Genomic DNA, 1785 nt, shown 5'->3' with positions numbered 1-1785 from the left:
CGCGCCAATTCTTCCGCGCGTTTAGACGCGCTCCAGAACCGCAAACGTCGAGGAGACTCTTTCGTTAGGCGACATCGAGCAGATGTTAGTTTTTGCCTGGTTGATTTTCAGGTTAAGTCAGCTTAAGATTTTGAATTCGCATCCTTTGTAATCATAGTTGAGTTTGTTCTGCTAATTGACGGTTAAAACCCTGAAGATATTACCTTAAAAAATGCTTGCCAAGCGGAAGTTATCACTTATGTTATAACCATGGATAATCCAGCGGTAAAAAAAACAACAATTCGAGCAATCGGCAATTCAGCGGGCGCGACGATTCCTAAGGTTCTTTTGGAAAAATATAATTTTCATGAAGGAGATACGGTATTTCTTTTAGAAACAGAAGATGGTATTTTACTTTCTCCATACGATCCTGATTTCGAAACGGCCATGGATATTTATCAGGAAGGTGCTAAGAAGTATCGAAATGCTATGAAAGAATTAGCTAAATGAAGAAAGAACCGAAATGGATAAGTAAGAAAATTGCTGAATCAATTCATTTGGATCAAATAAAACAACATGGTGGGTTACAGGGGATTAGAGACGAAGGTCTTCTTGAGTCTGCACTTGATAGGCCTAAGAATAAATGGTCTTACGATAAAAAAGCGACTATTTTTGAATTAACCGCTTCATTAGGTTTAGGCGTTGCAAAAAATCATCCATTTATAGATGGCAATAAGCGGATCTCTTTCCAATTGATGTATGTATTTTTGGGGTTGAATGGTTACAAAATAGAAGTAGGAGAAGAAGAGGTCGTTTCAATAATGCTTCGCGTTGCCGATGGATCCTTAAATGAAGATTCATTAGCAGTATGGTTAAAAGATAGTTCAATTTCTCGTTGAGGCTCGACGATCGCCTAACTTCATCTCCTCGCTTCGTTCGGGATCGCTCATGCGACCCTCGCTTGGCCTTCGGCACATTTGCTTTGTCACTCGGCTTGCGGGTCGTTCGCTAAGGCTCACTCAAGCCTCGCGCCAATTCTTTCGCGCGTTTAGACGCGCTCCAGAACCGCAAACGTCGAGGAGACTCTTTCGTTAGGCGCCATTCCGCTTCGCTTTCATTTGGGTTTAGACGAATTTGGGAAAAGAGAATTGCGCGTGGTTTGGCTTTTAGTCTTAGCGCGCAATTTATAGCTTTTTTTGGCTCGCGGAACGAGCGCATAACTGCGGTTTCTCACTGCGTTTCGAGATTGCTTTCGCAACTCTCGCTTGGCCTTCGGCACATTTGCTTTGTAACTCGGTTTGCGGGACGCTCACTTAAGGTTCGCTCAAACCTCGTTCCAATTCTTCCGCGCGTTTAGACGCGCTCCAGAACCGCAAACGTCGAGAAACCTACCTCGTTATGCGTCATTTGCACAGGCTTAGCTGAAATTCGTATCAAATGGAAATTATTAGCACAATCTTAGCTTTGGTCGGGATTCTTTTAGGCTGGGCTTTAAATGAGATTTCTCAATATATTAGACAAAGGAAAGAAAATACAAAGGAACTAAAAGCATTGTTATTTCATTTGCTCAATGTTTACTTTTTCTTGATTAGGATAAAAATATTTAAGCTTAAACTTGCCGAAATTGTTGAACTAATAAAAAAGAACGTGCCATCAAATAATAATGACAATGGCCCCAAAACTCAATTGGAAGAAGTGTTCGAAACTTACTTTGATGTAAGGAATAAAGATAATCCATTTACGGATGCATTGACATCTTACAAGCAATGTGTTGAAAGAATTATTGGAATTGGATAACGTCCAAAA

Annotated in this window: 3 protein-coding genes; all 3 read left to right on the top strand. The window is 40.7% G+C overall.

The window, feature by feature from the left end:
* The first annotated feature begins 249 nt into the window (after positions 1-249).
* The 3 genes from CH376_RS23855 (at position 250) to CH376_RS23845 (ending at position 1776) form a co-directional block, all read left to right on the top strand.
* A complete protein-coding gene (locus tag CH376_RS23855) occupies positions 250-489 on the top strand; it encodes an AbrB/MazE/SpoVT family DNA-binding domain-containing protein (RefSeq protein WP_100787795.1) in 240 nt (79 codons plus the stop codon).
* The gene (locus CH376_RS23850; protein WP_100787794.1) at positions 486-878 is read left to right on the top strand and encodes a type II toxin-antitoxin system death-on-curing family toxin; all 393 of its coding nucleotides are present in this window, start codon (positions 486-488) and stop codon (positions 876-878) included. Before CH376_RS23855 ends, CH376_RS23850 begins: the two co-directional genes overlap by 4 nt.
* A gap of 538 nt (positions 879-1416) precedes the next feature.
* On the top strand, positions 1417-1776 hold the full coding sequence (locus CH376_RS23845) for a hypothetical protein (RefSeq protein ID WP_100787793.1): 360 nt from the start codon (positions 1417-1419) through the stop codon (positions 1774-1776).
* Positions 1777-1785 lie beyond the last annotated feature (9 nt).

Source organism: Leptospira adleri, assembly GCF_002811985.1.
GTDB lineage: Bacteria > Spirochaetota > Leptospiria > Leptospirales > Leptospiraceae > Leptospira > Leptospira adleri.
Note: the sequence above shows the minus strand (reverse complement) of the source record. Positions and strands in the feature narration are given on the sequence as shown.